Origin of the sequence: Mucilaginibacter sp., from assembly GCF_035492695.1 — a bacterium.
Taxonomy (GTDB): Bacteria; Bacteroidota; Bacteroidia; order Sphingobacteriales; family Sphingobacteriaceae; genus Mucilaginibacter.
The window spans coordinates 104154-121064 of record NZ_DATJJC010000012.1; the positions used below are offsets into that span (position 1 = coordinate 104154).

At 44.9% G+C, this 16911-nt stretch carries 19 protein-coding genes; 11 read left to right on the top strand and 8 right to left on the bottom strand.

The window, feature by feature from the left end; translation table 11 throughout:
* Positions 1-9: 9 nt before the first annotated feature.
* Complete coding sequence (locus VL525_RS07205) at positions 10-378, bottom strand: hypothetical protein (protein WP_325384865.1); 369 nt, start codon at positions 376-378, stop codon at positions 10-12.
* Positions 379-548: 170 nt separating this feature from the next.
* Here VL525_RS07205 and VL525_RS07210 point away from each other — a divergent pair, with 170 nt between their 5' ends.
* The gene (locus VL525_RS07210; RefSeq protein WP_325384867.1) at positions 549-2882 is read left to right on the top strand and encodes a tetratricopeptide repeat protein; all 2334 of its coding nucleotides are present in this window, start codon (positions 549-551) and stop codon (positions 2880-2882) included.
* A 42-nt stretch (positions 2883-2924) separates the two neighbouring features.
* On the opposite strand, the gene VL525_RS07215 is transcribed toward VL525_RS07210, so the two are convergent.
* From VL525_RS07215 to VL525_RS07225, 3 genes are read right to left on the bottom strand one after another with little or no spacing between them, the layout of a single operon-like run.
* Positions 2925-3785 carry a class I SAM-dependent methyltransferase gene (locus tag VL525_RS07215; RefSeq protein ID WP_325384869.1) on the bottom strand — a complete coding sequence of 287 codons (861 nt, stop codon included), beginning with the start codon at positions 3783-3785 and terminating at the stop codon, positions 2925-2927.
* 5 nt (positions 3786-3790) lie between these two features.
* Positions 3791-4144 (bottom strand): DUF2304 domain-containing protein, encoded by a 354-nt coding sequence (locus tag VL525_RS07220; RefSeq protein ID WP_325384871.1) that lies wholly within the window; start codon positions 4142-4144, stop codon positions 3791-3793.
* A 5-nt stretch (positions 4145-4149) separates the two neighbouring features.
* Complete coding sequence (locus VL525_RS07225) at positions 4150-4860, bottom strand: glycosyltransferase family 2 protein (protein ID WP_325384873.1); 711 nt, start codon at positions 4858-4860, stop codon at positions 4150-4152.
* A 216-nt stretch (positions 4861-5076) separates the two neighbouring features.
* Here VL525_RS07225 and VL525_RS07230 point away from each other — a divergent pair, with 216 nt between their 5' ends.
* The 5 genes from VL525_RS07230 to VL525_RS07250 all read left to right on the top strand — a co-directional run bounded on the left by VL525_RS07230 (position 5077) and on the right by VL525_RS07250 (position 9038).
* Positions 5077-5709, top strand: a complete 633-nt coding sequence (locus VL525_RS07230; RefSeq protein WP_325384875.1) for a papain-like cysteine protease family protein — start codon at positions 5077-5079, stop codon at positions 5707-5709.
* A gap of 35 nt (positions 5710-5744) precedes the next feature.
* The gene (locus tag VL525_RS07235; RefSeq protein WP_325384877.1) at positions 5745-7052 is read left to right on the top strand and encodes a caspase family protein; all 1308 of its coding nucleotides are present in this window, start codon (positions 5745-5747) and stop codon (positions 7050-7052) included.
* Complete coding sequence (locus VL525_RS07240; RefSeq protein ID WP_325384879.1) at positions 7052-7534, top strand: hypothetical protein; 483 nt, start codon at positions 7052-7054, stop codon at positions 7532-7534. Before VL525_RS07235 ends, VL525_RS07240 begins: the two co-directional genes overlap by 1 nt.
* A gap of 81 nt (positions 7535-7615) precedes the next feature.
* Positions 7616-7867, top strand: a complete 252-nt coding sequence (locus VL525_RS07245; RefSeq protein ID WP_325384881.1) for a hypothetical protein — start codon at positions 7616-7618, stop codon at positions 7865-7867.
* A gap of 625 nt (positions 7868-8492) precedes the next feature.
* The gene (locus VL525_RS07250) at positions 8493-9038 is read left to right on the top strand and encodes a hypothetical protein (protein ID WP_325384883.1); all 546 of its coding nucleotides are present in this window, start codon (positions 8493-8495) and stop codon (positions 9036-9038) included.
* Positions 9039-9075: 37 nt separating this feature from the next.
* Here VL525_RS07250 and recO read toward each other — a convergent pair whose 3' ends face one another.
* Positions 9076-9801 carry a DNA repair protein RecO gene (recO, locus tag VL525_RS07255; RefSeq protein WP_325384885.1) on the bottom strand — a complete coding sequence of 242 codons (726 nt, stop codon included), beginning with the start codon at positions 9799-9801 and terminating at the stop codon, positions 9076-9078.
* Positions 9791-10159, bottom strand: a complete 369-nt coding sequence (locus VL525_RS07260) for a diacylglycerol kinase family protein (RefSeq protein WP_325384887.1) — start codon at positions 10157-10159, stop codon at positions 9791-9793. Before VL525_RS07260 ends, recO begins: the two co-directional genes overlap by 11 nt.
* A 215-nt stretch (positions 10160-10374) precedes the next feature.
* Here VL525_RS07260 and VL525_RS07265 point away from each other — a divergent pair, with 215 nt between their 5' ends.
* Positions 10375-11151, top strand: coding sequence for an SDR family oxidoreductase (locus VL525_RS07265; protein WP_325384889.1), 777 nt, complete (start codon positions 10375-10377; stop codon positions 11149-11151).
* Positions 11152-11321: 170 nt separating this feature from the next.
* Positions 11322-11741 (top strand): endonuclease domain-containing protein, encoded by a 420-nt coding sequence (locus VL525_RS07270; RefSeq protein ID WP_325384891.1) that lies wholly within the window; start codon positions 11322-11324, stop codon positions 11739-11741.
* A 150-nt stretch (positions 11742-11891) separates the two neighbouring features.
* Here the strand turns inward: VL525_RS07270 and VL525_RS07275 are convergent, their stop codons facing one another.
* On the bottom strand, positions 11892-12077 hold the full coding sequence (locus tag VL525_RS07275) for a hypothetical protein (protein WP_325384893.1): 186 nt from the start codon (positions 12075-12077) through the stop codon (positions 11892-11894).
* 13 nt (positions 12078-12090) lie between these two features.
* Positions 12091-12294 (bottom strand): hypothetical protein, encoded by a 204-nt coding sequence (locus VL525_RS07280; RefSeq protein WP_325384895.1) that lies wholly within the window; start codon positions 12292-12294, stop codon positions 12091-12093.
* 72 nt (positions 12295-12366) lie between these two features.
* On the opposite strand from VL525_RS07280, the gene ileS reads away from it, so the two are divergent.
* From ileS to VL525_RS07295, 3 genes are read left to right on the top strand one after another with little or no spacing between them, the layout of a single operon-like run.
* On the top strand, positions 12367-15780 hold the full coding sequence (gene ileS / locus VL525_RS07285; RefSeq protein ID WP_325384896.1) for an isoleucine--tRNA ligase: 3414 nt from the start codon (positions 12367-12369) through the stop codon (positions 15778-15780).
* Positions 15781-16167 carry a TraR/DksA family transcriptional regulator gene (locus tag VL525_RS07290; RefSeq protein ID WP_325384898.1) on the top strand — a complete coding sequence of 129 codons (387 nt, stop codon included), beginning with the start codon at positions 15781-15783 and terminating at the stop codon, positions 16165-16167. It begins immediately after the preceding gene.
* Positions 16167-16772 carry a lipoprotein signal peptidase gene (locus VL525_RS07295; protein ID WP_325384900.1) on the top strand — a complete coding sequence of 202 codons (606 nt, stop codon included), beginning with the start codon at positions 16167-16169 and terminating at the stop codon, positions 16770-16772. The genes VL525_RS07290 and VL525_RS07295 overlap by 1 nt, the downstream gene beginning before the upstream one ends.
* Positions 16773-16911: the final 139 nt, after the last annotated feature.

Sequence of the window (16911 nt, forward strand, 5' to 3'; positions counted from 1 at the left end):
AGGTGACCGCTATTTTTGCTCGATTTTTTTGAGGTCTTTGGGGTCGGTGATGATGATCTCGGGCTTGCCTTTATAATCGATGATTTTGCCCGTAACCGAAACGGTTGCTCCTTTGTAATATTCTTCGGGTTTGTCTTTAAATTTAGCCCGGTCGGCGCCGTTTATTACTACCGTAAGATATTGGTTGGGGTGGCTTCCGCCCAGGTCGAGCAAGGTCATATTCGTATTATCAAACAATTTTGTTCCGTAGACCTTATCAGTTATCACCACCGTTTCGCCTATATGTTTTGTCGCGTCTTTGGCGGCGATCGTCATTTGCGCCGATGCTGAATAAGCTGCCAGCATCATAAACAAGCTTAAAATAACTGTCCGTTTCATAATGTAAATGTAGGCAGAAGAATTATCCCGGCGGCCGGAAAACATCAGGACAACAAGTATTTTACAAACCGGAACGCAAAACAGCTAAATTTGAAGGTGTTAATAATTACTATTTGCCGATTCTCCTCAAAAGTTAGTAATTTTTGCACCGATAATACTTTAAGGATACCGTGAAAAGAAACACCCTGCTATTTTATATTTTACTCATTATACTGGCAGTTACTGCGGTATATTCGAACCACTTCTACAACGGCTTTCATTTCGACGACAGTCATTCGATTTACGACAATCCCAATATCCGTCATATCCAAAATATCCCAAAGTTTTTTAAAGACGGCACAACCAGCAGTATCTTACCACAAAACCAATCGTACCGGCCGGTTACCACTGCATCGCTGGCCATCGATTACTGGCTGAGTAAAGGATACGACCCGTTTTTCTATCATTTATCAACTTTCATCCTGTTCCTGCTGCAGGGCATATTGATGATCTTTTTTTTTAACAGGCTTTTCGGGCTGTCCTCGCAAAACAGCAACATCATGTACGTAGCGTTGTTCGCTACCACCTGGTACCTGCTGCACCCCGCTATAGCCGAAACCGTGAATTATATTATAGCCCGGGCCGACATCCAATCCACCGTCGCTGTGTTGGCCGGTTTTGTATTGTATGCCCGCTCGCCTTTTTGCAGGAGGACGTTTATTTATCTGCTGCCTGTCGCCATCGGTGTATTGGCCAAGCCACCGGCAGTAATGTTTGCGCCGATCTTTTTCTTTTATGTGCTGATGTTCGAGGAGAAACTGAGCCTCACCGATATATTCAAACGGGTTCACCTGAAACAATTGGGTAAGGCGATATGGAGATCGGTGCCGGCATTTATCGTGTGCGGCGGGATGTATCTGCTGGTCGACAGGATGACGCCGAAAACCTGGGAGCCGGGCGGCCATTCGCCGCTGCAATATCTTATTACGCAGCCATTTGTGATCCTGCATTATTTTATAACGTTTTTCTGGCCGACAGGGTTAAGTGCCGACAGCGACTGGGGCGTATTAGACAGTATTAAAGACTGGCGCTTTTTTGCCGGCTGCCTGTTTCTTTTGATAATGATCGGCATTGCTTTTTACACTTCAAGGTCGTCGAAACTAAGGCCCATCAGTTTTGGCATTCTGTGGTTTTTTATCGCTCTGGCGCCTACGTCAAGTATCATCCCGCTTGGCGAAGTGCTTAATGATCACCGTATGTTTTTCCCGTTCGTTGGTCTGACGTTAAGCGTAAGCTGGGCAATAGGCTTGCTTGTATTTAAATTAATGGCCGCCAAGGAGTCGTTTTTGGCAAAGAATGCGAAACTGCTTTGGGTACCTGTGCTGGCAATATTTGTTACTTGCGCCTATGGCACATGGAAGCGAAATAACGTATGGCATAGCGAGGAAAGCCTATGGCTGAATGTTACCGTCAAAAGCCCAAAGAACGGAAGGGGACTAATGAATTATGGCAACATACTGGTATCGGAAGGGAAATATGCCGAAGCGGAAAACTATTTTAACCGCGCACAGCAATTGCTGCCCAACTATTCCTTCATTTATATAAACATGGGCGTGCTGAAGGATAAACAGGGTAAATTTAAGGATGCTGAAAGTTATTTTATCCAGGGCATCCTTCTCGGCCCGCAATATGCGGTTCATCACAAACTATATGGAAAGTTCCTGTATGATATGCGGCGTTACCGCGAGGCCGAAGTTGAGCTGGAAAGGTCACTGAATCTTTCTGCAGGCGATTTGGAAACCCACCAATACCTGCTGCAAACTTTTGATGCTTTGGGGGAATGGGACAATCTGAAATTGCTTGCAAAAGGCACGCTACAACTTGAGCCCGGAAACCCCGAAGCGCTGGCTTATCTCGAAGATGCCGCGAAACAAAAAAACAAGGCCGACTTGGAGGCCGAAAAGGCTGAACTTTCACCTACACCCGAGAAATATTTACAGTTGAGCCTCGACTATTACCTGGATGCGCGGTTCGGCCTTTGTATAGCAGCTGCACAGGAAGCCATCAAACTTAAACCAAATTATGCGGCGGCTTATAACAACATAGGCAGCGCCTATATAGCCCTGGAACAATTTGACCAGGCTTTGGAGCCGCTAAAAAAGGCGCTTAGCATTCAGCCTAATTACGTTTTGGCAAAAAACAATCTTTCGCTGGCGGAAAATCATATAACAGGCCTTACTTACCCGGTAAAGCCGCCTACGGCCGAAGAATATGTAAATCAGAGTTTGACTTATTATAACTTTAAATTGTATGACCTGTGCATTGTAGCCTGCGAGAGCGCGCTGGAGCAGAATCCGGATTATGACCTTGCTTATAATAATATGTGCGCGGCTTACAATGCGTTGGGCCAATGGGACAACGCGATAAAAACCGGCGAGAAGGGGATGCAAATAAACCCTAAAAACGAATTGCTGAAGAATAACCTGGCGCAAGCAAGGGCCGGGAAAGCCCAAGCCGGGAAATAGCGCCCCAACCAGCGCTCTCCAAATGACCGGGATTTTTTCGGATTATTTTTTCCTGAAGAAAAATGCTTTTATATCCGGCTCCGAACTATCAATAGTCGGTTTCATCATCTTCAGTGCCAATGCCATCAGCGATGCCTTCCATTTGCTCATGCCCTTATCGGCCAGCATGCGGTCCTTCGTGCTTTGCATATCGAGCGATTTTAGCTTGAAAACATCGATGCAATTGAAATCATGTTTATCCAAAAGCATTTTCATATTGCCTTCATTAAAATAGTTCATGTGCGGGCTGTGGAAGTTGAACTGCCACATGCGTGTCAGTGAGCTATTCATGCCGAATTTGTGCAGCAACGTGGCTATCCGGTAAAAGAAGCCAGTGCTCATGGGGATATTAATGATCAGGATGCCGTCGTCGGCCAGGTCCTGTTTCAGGCTTTCAACCAGGCTGTTGATATCAGGAATATGCTCGAAAACGTCGTTAAAAATGATGAAATCATAACCGTTTTCCTTTTTGGGGCTTACATCAGGATAGAAACCGTAAATAACATCCAGCTTTTTTTCCTTGTGGTAATCCTCGTAAACATGTTCCGGCTCGATACCGATACAGCCCACCCTTTGGCTCTGGCAGGTTTCCAGCCACCAGCCGTTGCCGCTGCCTATCTCCAGGCCGTTCAGGTCGCCGCCTTTCGTAGCTTTCAGTTTAGCTATAATGGTAATAAAGTTTTGTAGCCGCAACGCTTTCAGGCCCGGGTCGCGCGCACCGGCTTGCAGGGCCGATTCAAACGAATGTTCGAACTGTGCATCTGAATGCAGCAGGCCGCAGTTGTTGCATTTATAAACATTAAACCGCAGTTTAAACAACACTTTAAGCGGGCTTCCGCAAACGGGGCAGGTGGTGTGATCCATGGATACTATTTTTTGCTCTCCAGGTGTTTATTGAACTCTTCCTTCAACAGCGCTATTTCCTGGCCAAGCTTTTTGTTATCGTTATAAAGTTTTGATGCTACTACGCTCAGGTGCAGCAGGTATATCAATATCGCGAAGATAAAGCCGGTAAATACCAGGTTTGCCGCAACCACAACACCCGTTAATTTTCGCAAAACCTCCAGGCCATCGGTCCAGAACGAGAATACCATGAGGAATACTGTGCATATTATCCATACAATGGCATATTCCTCGCGCAGCTTGCCTTTAACAATTAGCCGCGAAATGTACAGGATGAACAAAATGTTCGCGATGATGGTGATGATCTGTATCCTTAGCATGATGATCAGAGTTTACGAATGAATGAAAAGAACATGGCCAGGCTCACTTTAAAACAATAATATAACGAGCCGAAACTACGGATAGATGATTGCCCGCCCTGTCTTGGGGCCATTACTACGGCTACTTCGGCTACCTTCAGCCCTGCTTTTGAAAATACAACCAGCGATTCAGGCTCGGGGTACTCGTCAGGGTAATAGATGGACGCCAGTTCGATAGCCTTGCGGTCGAACAAACGGAACCCGGAGGTGCTGTCATATATCTGCTGACCGGTTAGCAATAGATTAACCCAATGAAAATATTTGATACCCAGCCTACGCGTGAACGAGGATTGAAAACCTTCCTTTTCCAGGAAGCGTGAACCGATAACCACGTTGGCCCCGGTTTCCAGGTGATGGTTGATCAGTTTCGGCAGCTCTTTCGGGGGATGCTGGCCGTCGCCGTCCAACTGGATGGCCATGTCGAACCCGTTATCGCGGGCATATAAAATGCCGGTTTGCACCGCACCTCCAATGCCCAGGTTTACCGGCAGATCGATAACCGTTGCCCTATGTTTTTTGGCCACTGCCGAGGTGTTATCCTTTGAACAATCGTTAACGATCAGCGCCTCCAATTGATAGCCCTGCGGCAATGTTGTGGCAAGTAACCCGGGTAGGAGCGTGGGCAGCGATGCCTCTTCATTATAACATGGTATCACGATCAAAACTTTGCCGGGCATTCGTTCAGCGGTATTAACAGGTGTTAAAATTCAGTGGTGAAATTAAAGGTTTTTTGTAAAAATACCAGCATGTTTTAAACAGGTGGGTACGTAAAAATCCGAAATTAAGACAAGTGAAAAAATGGGTGTTTTTACCCTTGGGAAATTACATTCCTGATTACTACATTTATACATATATACTTGATAATCACTTGATAAATCACAATTCATTTAAATATGAAAACATCGGTTATTTTGATATTGAGTATTCTGCCTATTTTCGGCGGTAAAATAAATCATCCCGGCATATCCGGGATCGAACGTCATGTTGCCGGCCTGGATTGTTCCCAATATAATGTTTATGGGGTGCAGCATTGTATAGCGGGCATCAATTCGGAAATTTTGGATGTAACAGCCAGCGATACGCAGCATAACAGTGAATGGTGCTGGGCGGCTTCAATTTCAGCTGTTTTCAATTATTACGGGCATAATGTTTCGCAGGAAAGGATCGTTGGGGAAACATTCGGAAGGATAGAAAATGTACCGGGATCGCCCAATGCCATTTTATCTGCCTTGAATAAAAATTGGACCGACGATGACGGAAATGATTTTTCCGTCAGGGCGACAACTATCGCTGTAACCCCTGCCGCCGCTGCTCAGGACCTGGCTGCGGACCATCCGCTAATCATCGGGACACTTGGCCATGCCATGGTATTAACCGCATTGGAATACGATCATGATGCGTATGGCCGGGGAAATGTCACTGTTGCGACGGTAAGAGATCCGTGGCCATATAATGCCCGGAAAAGATATTTGAGCGTTCAGGAATGGTTCAGTACCAGTTTCCTGGCCAGGATAAGGGTGTACTAACATTGTTAAGAGTTTATGCATTAAAACAATAAGACATGAAAAGGCTCATTTTACTATTCGCGCTAACCGTTGTTTGCTATGCTGCAAAGGCAACAACCATTTATGAGATCAAATACACTTTCGCTAACACCGGCGACAGGATATATGCCGCATTTTTGGTGAGGTACGAGAACAATACCGGGTTTATGCGAGTGAGATACATCATTAACGGCACGGCGAAGGTTGTAAATATGGATTTTGACGAGATACGTGGAAATTACACCATCGACGGTGCCAGTAACGAAACGATCAGGTTTACGGGCCGGAACCCGGTCTTTATTTTAGGCGAGGCCACAGACAAATACTACCCGGATTATTTATGGTTCAAAAAACTACCCGGAGAAAGTACTTTCAAACCCTGGGGGGTGACATCGCCCAATCCTAACGGCACCACCGACCAGGGGAGTATTACCAGCGTGAAGCTATTAAACACCAGCGATATAACGGAGGAGTATGCCAATTACTTTTTTGGTAAATCCGAGCCTTTCTTTGTCAACCTGTTCAATACTTCTTCAGGCAATAATACAAGTTCGTATGCTTCTAATTCAGGGACCATCAAACTCATCATGATAGCCAATACCAACGATGACAATATAGGCAGTACCTGTCAACGGGATATAGATCACGTTAAAGGAATGTTCAGGGACGTATCCAGGATGCTGAATCTTGGTTTTGAATACAAGGAGATATCGGGCGACAATTTTGGTAAAGCCACCGTTGTTAACACGCTGAATTCGATGAGCACGTCCAACAATGATATATTAATATTTTGCTATTCGGGCCATGGGTTTCATTACCGGAATGACGAAAGCAACGCCTACCCCCAGTTCGATCTGCGGAGCGGCAAGTTTGACGCCCTCGACGCTAATACACTCAATCTTTCGGATATTTATTCGACGCTCAAATCGCAAAACGCTCATCTGAAGATCATTCTGTCTGATTGCTGCAATAGCTACCTTAACGTGGCCAAACCGTTTGGCAATTCGAGGGCCGCTACAGCGCGTTCCATAGTGCAATGGAGCCGGTCCAACTGCCAGTCGCTGTTCCTTAACCAGTCGGGCGTTGTTGTCGCAACGGCGGCATCAAAGGGTGAAACGGCCAAATGCAATGCGGATATCGGCGGGTTCTTCATCTATAATTTTGTTAAATCGCTGGATAAGTCGTTAAGCGTATTTGAGGGGAATACATCGTGGTCCAATATCATATCCGAAACCAGGAGCGCAGTGCTTGAAATGACGAACGGCCAGAATTGCAATGAGTCGATATGTTCAGAAACCGCAGTTAGTTACGTAAAAATAAACTAATGAAACTGATCACCAGCATAATTTTGTTCGCTGTAATATGGAATTGCGGCGGAGCACAAAACAAGGCACCGATGCGTGACTCGGTTTTCCTTAATCAGAACGATATTAAGATATTGCTCAACAGCAGGAACGTGACCTATCACAGGCTCGAGGGATCGCCGGTAAGCGATAGTTTGAAAAAGGCCGGCGCTACTTATATCATGAACTACCTGTCTGCCTCTAAAGAGAAGATCGATAAGGAGAAATATTACAAACTCATCAGCATATTGACGAATTGTAATAACATTCAGCCCGAAACCAACCGGTGCACCATATTATCGGCGTATTGCCTGCAGATCAAATACCGAAAAGAGGAGTTGCTGCTTTTCTTTTCGAAGCCAGGCGTATGTGGCAATACGGTGGAAGTAATAAAAGTAACCGGGGCGGGCAAAAATCAATTTGTACAAAATTATAAAGCCGACAATCTTAAGTTATTGGATTAAGGCTAACCTGCCGGAAGAAGAGCGGTCCTTTGCTAAAACATACAAGATGTAATCGTGTTATCATGTGAAACGAGGAACGTCATGACCAACACAGAAAATACAAAAACCATGGGTGCCGATGGCGTTCATGAGTTTACCATGCAATACGGCGGCAGGGAATTATCCTGCAGGGTTGAAAAAGAAGGCGAAAAGCTGCATGTAAGCATCGACAATAATACTAAGGCAGAACTGGAACTGCATTGGGATGGGTCGATCACTCAAATATCCGGGACATCGTTGCCCGACTCAAACATCGGGTTTATTAAGAAACACGTTTTGGGGCAGGATAAATAAATTTCCTGCCTTGCAAAGCGGCGGGCCGACCTGCATAGGTGAATGCCGGCAAGGTGCATAATAGCCTGCATTATCCCGCTACACTAAGTGTTCACGCCACCGCCCCTTGCGTATGGTATTATGTTATAAGTGGTTTATTATTAGTATATTAAAAATTCAGAATCTGAAAAAGTGCCTTATTTTTGCACTTTTCGTGAACGCCGCCTTTGTATTTTTCTGAACGTCAGCTATTTAATTGTTTGCGTAATAATTGCGTTTGAGGGTTGTTTTTTGCTTCAAAATCAAGAATAGTCAAAAAAAGTCCGAAAAAGCCTCGTTTGAGCCAAAAAAGGCATGTTCAGGCAAATGGTTGTCTGCAGGAATAAGACCAAAAGCTGAGTTTTGATAAAAAACGCCGGATGCCTGCATCGCCTATTTCAAAATTCGATACACTTAGGGCAGGGAAGTAATGCATAGCAAGCTCAGTCTTCTTCTCAATCCATTAGAAGGGGCCATCGACAAAGTCGTAATCCTAACACCTCTTTCTAATATCTCGTGCGATCTGATACAGGTTTAAAAACCATCTAAATTCGCTTATTCTTCTATGCAAATAATTGTAACTTAGTATGCCACTCAAGCCTTACTCATGAAACAAATTTTTCTCATCTTTTTTTTCTTCGCACTTGGCTTACCATGTTTCGGGCAATCAAAAGCGCTTTCTTATACACTGTCCGTTGAGTTTTCACCATCGTTTATGAATAGAAGTACATTGACAGTGCGTAGCGGCGCAGACTCCAGTTTTATTGTATTAAAAGGTTATAAATCTTTAAATAAAAAAGAGCTTTCCTTTTGTGACACATCTACTTTAAAAGCTATTGACCTTTCCAGGCTAACTGCCTTTTTAAAAACGTATAAACTTTCAGTGAAAGCTACCAAAAAGAGCACCTTTAAAAAGAAACACGGAAATTTACCAAAATATGAAGATATTGGATTTGACGGTATTAATGTAGATTTAAGTTTGACTGTCAATGCAAATACCAGCAAATACCATTTTTGGTCTCCTAAAAGAGGCTCGGAGGATGGGAAATTGATGGGCATTTTGTTTGAAATTATGCAAAAAGCCTTTCCAATGGATAAGCCATTTGGATATCAATCTTATGAATACATTAAAGAATTAAAGGAATATTTCTGATATTCTCCATCCTATTAAGTCTTATCGTAGTCTTGGTTTATCCCAACACCTCTTCCAACACCTCGTGCGACTTAATGTTCCCAAAGCCCTCGATATGCAGGGCGTAATATTCCAATAATTTTAACAGCAGGTAGCGCCGCTCGTCGTTGCTGAAATGCAGCAGGTTCAAACCTTCAAAACTGCATTGCAGCAACGCGCCGAAGTTTTGCGTGTGCGGCGGGGATAAATAATATAGCCCATCGGGCTTATACCGGCTGAAGGTGCCGGCTTTCATATCAAAATAATCAGATCCGCCTGCTTTAAACTGCTCCGGGAAAAAGCCCAGGTGCCGTGTCAGCCTTACCAGGAACAATAAATGGAAATTCGCCAGCCCTTCATGCTGATGGTCGAGCCATTCGATGGCGCTGAAGATAAAATCAAATAAATTCTCATCGGCTGTTTGCTGGCGGACGGCTTTGTAAACGATCTCGTTCAGGAAGATAGCCAGGCTGCTTTTGATCACATCGTAAGGGATGCTTTGCAGCAGGGGCGAGTTTTTCAGTTCGGCTATGCGCTGTACCGAGCCGGTATTTTTATGATACACCACCAGGTCGAGCAGGTGCATAGGCTGCAGCATATTGCGGCTTATTTTGGCCCTCGGCTTTTTCACGCCGTTGATGATATAGGACTGCATTCCGAACTTCTCGGTGAAAATTTGCACAATTACACTGCTTTCGCCGTAGTCGGTGGTTTTGAAAACGATGCCACGGGTTTTATGCAGCATGATGTACAAGCAATAATAATTTGGGCAGGAAAATGACAGCGCCGATAACCAGGGCAGTAACGGCGGTAACCAGCACCGCGCCGGCGCTTATATCTTTAACATGACCGATCTTTTCATTGTATTCGGGCGAGATAACATCGCATAAAAGTTCAAGCGCGGTATTCAGCAGTTCGGTAAGTAACACCAACCCAATGCAAATGATGATCCAGAGCCACTCGGAAGCGGATATGTCGAGGCCATAACCCAGCATAAGCGCGATAGCCGTACAAAGCAGGTGCACGCGGAAATTAAGCTGTGTTTTGGCTGCGTACCAAAGCCCTTTAAATGCATAACCGAATCCACGGATAAATTTGTTCATCTGCACAAACTTAAATAAAACCTGTCATTTCGCATTGTTTTGGCTAAAGCCATGCCCGCTTTGTCATTATTCCGTTGGCTGAAGCCAACGGCAATGATAATATCTTTCATTGCCGTCCCATTTATGGGGCGGATGTAAAAAAAGTGTGCGTTGGCTTTAGCCTAACGACATCGGAGCATAAAACGCTTAGATTTATGCCTTAAATATCTATCAAAATGGATCTCAAACTCAAAGATAAAGTTGCCCTTGTTCTCGCCGCCAGCAAAGGACTGGGCCGGGCATCGGCTTTAGCCTTATCCGCCGAAGGCGCTAAAGTGGCTATCTGTTCCCGCAATACCGAAGAATTAAAAAAAACGGCTGCTGAAATTCATCAGCAAACAGGCAACCCGGTGATAGTTATCACAGCGGATGTTTCGGATGCCGCGCAGGTTAAAAACCTTATTAAGGAAACGGCTGGAACCTTTGGCGGTATAGATATCCTCGTGAATAACGGTGGCGGGCCACCTTTTGCTCAATTTGAAACTTTTGACGATGAAGCCTGGCAAAAGGCTTTTGAGTTAACCCTGTTTGCGTTCGCTCGTACAGGTCGCGAGGTGTTGCCTTATATGAAAAAAGCCGGCAGCGGGCGTATTATTAATATCATCAGCGGATCGGTAAAGGCAGTATTGAATAATGCTGTGCTTTCTACCGCTATGCGCATGGGCGTTGTGGGTATGGCCAAGCTGATGGCCGATGAACTTGGCCCTGACCAGATAACGGTAAACAACATCGCACCCGGACTGATCCTGACCGACCGCGTTAAGGAGGTTTTACCTAAAGATGTTGACCACGACCAAGCCGTAAAAGACCGTGCGAAAACTATTCCAGCAAGGCGTATTGGCAAGCCGGAAGAATTGGGTGCATTGGTTGCGTTCCTGGCTTCGGAGCAGGCGGCTTACATCAGCGGGACAACGATACAAGTGGATGGCGGGGCAAGCAGGGGGATTTTTTAAGGAGGTCGGAAGTCGGAGGTCCGAAAATCAGGAAAGTATTTTATTTGTGAGGTTTTTTAGTAGCACAGTATTTAGAAGAAATTTTAAGAAGCGGCTGGCAGTGCGATTCCCGCCTCGGGGCGGGTGTAGGTTGGGGTCAGGATTATTGTGATTAGAATATTTTAAGACTGATGAAGATTATTCCATATAATCCCAAACTGAAGGAATTTGCCAAAAAACTCCGCAAGGATATGACATTTGGTGAAGTGCTTCTTTGGAACGAATTAAAACGCGATAAATTATGGGGGTTAGATTTTGACAGGCAGCGCTGTACTGATAACTACATTGTCGACTTTTATTGCAAAAGTTTAATGCTGGCTATTGAAATTGATGGCATGTCACATAACTACGAGGAAGCTTTTACAAAGGATGAGAAAAGACAAGGGAAATTAGAAAGTTTTGGAATTACCGTAATTCGTTTTACTGAAGCAGAAATTAAATCCGACATGATAAATGTGATAAGGGCGATTGAAGGAGCAATTATTACGATTGTAAGGAATAACCCCGCTATTAAATTACCTGAAAGTTTTGATCGTGATTTGTTAGCATAGCGGCGAAACCCCACCCTGCCCCGCCCCGAGGCGGGAATCGCACATTTCCAGGCTCATTTTATTTTTTCGAACCCCCCGCCAGTTCAAGCGTCTGCGCTTGAACTAAGTTAGTCTTGAGCGTCCACGCTCAAGTGTGGACAGCAGACCCTGTCAAAGCTTTTTATCGCCCCGGAAAAGCAAAACGATAAGCCAGACAACGGCAAATCCCTGCACCATCATCATGCTGCCGGTTATCAGCCGGCCGCCGGGCCAATGCTGTATACGGAAGAGCATGCCGATAAAAAGGAATACCAAACTCGCTGCAAACAAAACAATGGGATAGCGGAACCGCGCCATGGACATACTGAATTTACTCTCCCGATCGGGCCGTCCTTTGTTTACGGTATGATGTTATCAATGATAACAGGCAGCTCAGGAATACGACGGAGCAAAATCCCAGTCCAAAGCTGGCCCATTTATCGCCGGCTGAATGGTTGACGGTCTTTAAATCAATAACCAGCAATAACGCTGTTAAAATCCCCGTGAATATAACGATGCGTAATTTGAATTTCATACCGCTAATATAGCTTTTAATGGTAAAATTCCGTATTTTTGCCACCTCTAAAATTTTAGGTGGAACATATTGATGTACAAGGAATATAAGCAGTTAAATTTATCGCAGACAGGCAAGGATGTACTTGAGTTTTGGAAGAAACACAACATCTTTGAAAAGAGCATTACGAGCCGTCCCGAAAATAATCCCTACACTTTTTACGAAGGCCCGCCTTCGGCAAATGGTATGCCCGGCATCCACCATGTTATGGCGCGTTCCATTAAGGATATTTTCTGTCGCTATAAAACCCTTAAAGGCTACCAGGTAAAACGCAAGGGCGGCTGGGATACGCACGGTTTGCCTATCGAGCTTGGTGTCGAAAAAACATTGGGCATTACCAAGGATGATATCGGCAAAAAAATATCCATCGAGGAGTACAACGAAGCCTGCCGCAAGGAGGTAATGAAGTTTACCGATGTGTGGAACGACCTGACCGAGAAGATGGGTTATTGGGTCGACCTGAATGATCCCTACATCACCTACAAGAATGAATATATCGAAACCCTTTGGTGGATACTGAAGGAGCTTTACAATAAGGGCATGCTGTACAAAGGCTATACCGTACAGCCTTACTCGCCCAAATCTGGCACCGGTCTAAGCTCGCATGAGCTGAACCAGCCGGGTACTTACAAGAATGTCAAGGATACCACAGTAACGGCGCAGTTTAAGATAAAAAGAGACAAAGATTCAGAGTTCTTATTCGAAGGTGTTGACACTGATATATACATTTTAGCCTGGACTACCACACCATGGACTTTGCCATCTAATTGCGCCTTGGCAGTTGGACCAGATATTCGATATGTTAAACTGAAAACTTTTAATCAGTATACAGGCGTTCCGGTAACTGTCATTTTAGCTGATGCTTTAGTACAAAAAGTTGCTGGCCCGAATGCAGTTCAAACTCTTGAAGGCTTGGAATTTGACCCTAAAAACAAACTCCAACCATACACTTATGATAGGACGGGTTCATCAACAGGGTACATTTCAGGCAAAGACTTGGTTGGCATTCACTATGAACAACTGATGCCTTACGTAACGAATGCTGATCTGGAACAAAACGCCTTCCGTGTTATCCCGGCTGATTTTGTGACCACCGAGGATGGTACGGGTATCGTTCACACGGCATCGGTTTTTGGTGCGGATGACTTCCGGGCCTGTAAGGAAAATGGTGTGCCGTCGGTCATGGTGCTGGATGAGACCGGCAAGGAAGTACCATTGGTAAACAAGCAGGGCCGTTTTGTGGATGAGGTGACCGACTTTGCAGGTCGGTATGTAAAAGAAGAATATTATTCAAAAGAAGAACGCGAAGAGCCGGGTTTCAGGGCTACGGATGTGCTGATATCGATCAAATTAAAGACCGATAATAAGGCGTTCGACGTAAAGAAATACGAGCACAGCTACCCGCATTCATGGCGTACCGACGAGCCGATACTATATTATCCGCTGGATAGCTGGTTCATCAAAACTACCGCGGTGAAGGATAAACTGGTTGCATTGAATAAAACCATCAACTGGAAACCGGAATCAACCGGCACGGGCCGCTTTGGCAACTGGCTGGAGAATTTGGTGGACTGGAATTTATCCCGTTCGCGCTACTGGGGTACACCGCTGCCGATATGGAGAGAAGAGAATGGTGCGGAAGAAAAATGTATCGGCTCTATTGCCGAAATGGAAGCAGAGATCGAAAAATCTATTGCAGCAGGTTTTATGCCGAAAGGCTTTAAGCTGACCGATATGCACCGTCCATTTGTGGATGATGTGATATTAACATCGGCCACCGGCAAAAAGATGTTCCGCGAACCCGACCTGATCGATGTTTGGTTCGACAGTGGGGCCATGCCTTATGCGCAATGGCATTTCCCTTTCGAAAATAAGGAACAATTCAAAAACGCTTACCCGGCAGATTTCATTGCTGAGGGTGTGGATCAAACCCGTGGCTGGTTCTTTACCCTGCATGCCATAGCCGTAATGCTGAGCGAGTGCAGCGACGAGATTAAAGCAGTCAATGAGGAAGTAGGTAATAAAGGCATCGCATTTAAAAATGTGGTATCGAACGGCCTGGTGCTGGATAAGAACGGCAACAAAATGTCCAAACGCCTGGGCAATGCGGTCGATCCGTTCTCTACCATAGAACAATATGGCGCCGACACTGCCCGCTGGTATATGATCAGCAATGCGTCGCCCTGGGATAACCTAAAGTTTGATATGGAAGGGCTGGACGAGGTAAGGCGTAAGTTCTTCGGTACGCTTTATAATACTTATTCCTTCTTTGCGCTGTATGCTAATATTGATAAGTTCACTTATTCCGAAGCGGAGATCGAGTTAAAAAATCGCCCTGAGATAGACCAATGGATCATTTCCTTACTGAATACTTTAAGTAAGGATGTGGACGCTTTTTATGCTGATTTTGAACCGACCAAAGCCGCGCGCGCCATACAGGAATTTGTTGACGAACACCTGAGCAACTGGTACGTTCGCTTGAGTCGCCGCCGGTTCTGGAAATCGGATGACTCACAGGATAAACTATCCGCTTATCAAACATTATATACCTGTTTAACTACCATCGCCAAGCTGATGTCGCCCATAGCGCCGTTCTTTGCCGACAGGTTATATAATGATCTGAACCTGGTTACCAAAAAGGAAAGCTTTGAGTCGGTGCATTTGGCGGATTTTCCGGCTTACCACAAAGAGCTGGTGAACAAAGCCCTTGAAGAGCGTATGCAACTGGCGCAGGACATATCGTCGCTGGTGCTGTCGCTGCGTAAAAAAGTAGGAATCAACGTACGCCAGCCATTGAGCAGGATATTGCTGCCGATACTGGACAAAAATTTCAGGCACCAGGTTGAATTGGTAAAAGATCTTATTCTTTCTGAAACAAACATCAAAGATATTGAGTATATTACGGATGCTTCGGGTTTTATCAAAAAGAAGGTAAAGCCAAACTTCAAGGCATTAGGACCAAAGGTGGGTAAGGATATGAAAGCAGTGGCGGATGCGATAGTGAACATGGACCAGGACGCGCTGAACCGATTTGAGCAGGAAGGGTCAGTAATATTTGATATTGCAAATTCGAAATTCGAAATAGCCATCAGCGACGTTGAGATCATCGCCGAAGACGTTCCCGGCTGGCAGGTTGCCAATATGGGAAAACTAACCGTAGCGTTAGATGTTAACATATCCGACGAGCTGAAACAGGAAGGGATATCCCGCGAATTTATCAACCGGGTACAGAATCTGCGCAAAGAAAAGGGCCTTGAGGTTACCGATAAAATAAACGTTAATTACCGTACCGGATCATCCGTGATTATCAAGGCGATAGAAAATAATTTATCTTATATTTGCGCCGAAATTTTAGCTGGGCGCATAGTACTTGATAATCAGTTGGGAGAAGGCGATACGGTACAAATTGACGGGAATGAAATATTGATTTTTATAACTAAAGTGTAAATGAAACAAGAAAACGAAAAAACCAGGTACTCTGACGCAGAGCTGCAGGAGTTTAAAGGGCTGATATTGGAAAAGCTGCGTATTGCTAAAGAAGAGTTGAATGCGCTGGCATCATCACTAAGTTCACCAAACGCCAACGGCACCGACGATACGGCCGGTACATATAAAACATTGGAAGATGGTTCGGCTACGCTGGAAAAGGAATCTATCAATCAGCTGGCTGCGCGTCAGAAAAAATTTATAGAGCAGCTGGAAGCTGCGCTAATGCGTATTGAAAATAAAACCTACGGTGTTTGCCGCGAGACCGGCAAGCTGATCCAAAAAGAACGCCTGCGTGCCGTGCCACATACCACGCTGAGCATGGAAGCCAAACTGAAGCAATATTAATGAAGGCTGCTTATACCAGGCCATTTATTATTGCAGCCCTTGTTATTATAGCTGACCAAATAATCAAGGTTTGGGTGCATAGTCATATGACCATGGGCCAGGAGATCCATTTTTTGGGGAGCAAGGGCATGCTGCGTTATACCGAAAACAATGGCATGGCCTTCGGTATGGAATTTGGCGGCGATTGGGGTAAATTGTTCCTGACACTGTTCCGCATAGGAGCCGTGATAGCGATAGCCTGGGGTTTGGTTCACCTGATCAAACATAAGTACCATCGGGGGCTGATCATCAACGTAGCGTTAATATTTGCAGGCGCTTTGGGCAATATTATCGACTCCACATTTTATGGCATCATTTATCATTATGCCCCGTTATTTCACGGCCGCGTGGTGGATATGTTTTACTTCCCGCTTTTCTCGGGCAATTTCCCTCATTGGTTCCCATTTTGGGGAGGCGAGGATTTTGAATTTTTCCGGCCAATTTTTAACCTGGCCGACGCTTCGATATCCGTTGGTGTGATCATGATACTGATCAAACAAAAACACTATTTTAAACACCAAACTGCCGAAGCAACCACTCCGAACAGCGAAGTTGTAGAAGAATGATTTAAGTAATAGTTAAATTAAAATACAAAAAGCCGCTCTGGGCATGCCAGAGCGGCTTTTTTGCTTTTTGTAAATTTGAAAATACCGTGTAAACACGGGTTGTGGATTTAATTTAAAAGTTATTATTTTACTTCAAAGC

Bases quoted from the DNA above. Each gene is read 5' to 3' on its own strand.
- VL525_RS07220 (WP_325384871.1), bottom strand. From the start codon at position 4,144: ATGCTAAGGATACAGATCATCACCATCATCGCGAACATTTTGTTCATC.
- VL525_RS07265 (WP_325384889.1), top strand. From the start codon at position 10,375: ATGGATCTCAAACTCAAAGATAAAGTTGCCCTTGTTCTCGCCGCCAGC.
- VL525_RS07245 (WP_325384881.1), top strand. From the start codon at position 7,616: ATGACCAACACAGAAAATACAAAAACCATGGGTGCCGATGGCGTTCAT.
- VL525_RS07270 (WP_325384891.1), top strand. From the start codon at position 11,322: ATGAAGATTATTCCATATAATCCCAAACTGAAGGAATTTGCCAAAAAA.
- VL525_RS07295 (WP_325384900.1), top strand. From the start codon at position 16,167: ATGAAGGCTGCTTATACCAGGCCATTTATTATTGCAGCCCTTGTTATT.
- VL525_RS07280 (WP_325384895.1), bottom strand. From the start codon at position 12,294: ATGAAATTCAAATTACGCATCGTTATATTCACGGGGATTTTAACAGCG.
- VL525_RS07215 (WP_325384869.1), bottom strand. From the start codon at position 3,785: ATGGATCACACCACCTGCCCCGTTTGCGGAAGCCCGCTTAAAGTGTTG.
- VL525_RS07290 (WP_325384898.1), top strand. From the start codon at position 15,781: ATGAAACAAGAAAACGAAAAAACCAGGTACTCTGACGCAGAGCTGCAG.
- recO (WP_325384885.1), bottom strand. From the start codon at position 9,801: ATGCTGCATAAAACCCGTGGCATCGTTTTCAAAACCACCGACTACGGC.
- VL525_RS07235 (WP_325384877.1), top strand. From the start codon at position 5,745: ATGAAAAGGCTCATTTTACTATTCGCGCTAACCGTTGTTTGCTATGCT.
- VL525_RS07225 (WP_325384873.1), bottom strand. From the start codon at position 4,860: ATGCCCGGCAAAGTTTTGATCGTGATACCATGTTATAATGAAGAGGCA.
- VL525_RS07275 (WP_325384893.1), bottom strand. From the start codon at position 12,077: ATGGCGCGGTTCCGCTATCCCATTGTTTTGTTTGCAGCGAGTTTGGTA.
- VL525_RS07260 (WP_325384887.1), bottom strand. From the start codon at position 10,159: ATGAACAAATTTATCCGTGGATTCGGTTATGCATTTAAAGGGCTTTGG.
- VL525_RS07240 (WP_325384879.1), top strand. From the start codon at position 7,052: ATGAAACTGATCACCAGCATAATTTTGTTCGCTGTAATATGGAATTGC.
- ileS (WP_325384896.1), top strand. From the start codon at position 12,367: ATGTACAAGGAATATAAGCAGTTAAATTTATCGCAGACAGGCAAGGAT.
- VL525_RS07230 (WP_325384875.1), top strand. From the start codon at position 5,077: ATGAAAACATCGGTTATTTTGATATTGAGTATTCTGCCTATTTTCGGC.
- VL525_RS07205 (WP_325384865.1), bottom strand. From the start codon at position 378: ATGAAACGGACAGTTATTTTAAGCTTGTTTATGATGCTGGCAGCTTAT.
- VL525_RS07250 (WP_325384883.1), top strand. From the start codon at position 8,493: ATGAAACAAATTTTTCTCATCTTTTTTTTCTTCGCACTTGGCTTACCA.